The organism is Ferrovum myxofaciens, assembly GCF_000735045.1.
GTDB lineage: Bacteria > Pseudomonadota > Gammaproteobacteria > Burkholderiales > Ferrovaceae > Ferrovum > Ferrovum myxofaciens.
This window is the reverse complement of record NZ_JPOQ01000391.1, coordinates 1-265: the sequence shown is the minus strand read 5'-3', so window position 1 is coordinate 265 and position 265 is coordinate 1. Positions and strand designations below refer to the sequence as shown.

The window sequence follows — 265 nt, the reverse complement described above, 5'->3', positions numbered from 1 at the left end:
CATCGTGCAGCGTTATGTCGAAATCTCGGGCCAATTCAAACGCGTCATCTCGGTCGTCAAAGTCCGCGGCAGCCAGCACAGCAAGGACATCCGGTTATACGACATTACCAACGAAGGCATTGTATTTGGGGAGGCTTTATCTGCGTACATTGGAATCATGACCGGTAGCCCGACCGGGGATCTTGTGGCATAGATGAATGAGGGAGCTGTAATGAATAGAAATGATGAGGATGGCGTTTCTGATACTGGAGATCCAGGTTCACGG

At 50.6% G+C, this 265-nt stretch carries 1 protein-coding gene; it reads left to right on the top strand.

Annotated elements, in window-relative coordinates; genetic code table 11:
* On the top strand, window positions 1–193 hold a 193-nt coding region (locus IV91_RS16285; protein WP_035418623.1), incomplete at its 5' end, for an ATPase domain-containing protein.
* Window positions 194–265: the final 72 nt, after the last annotated feature.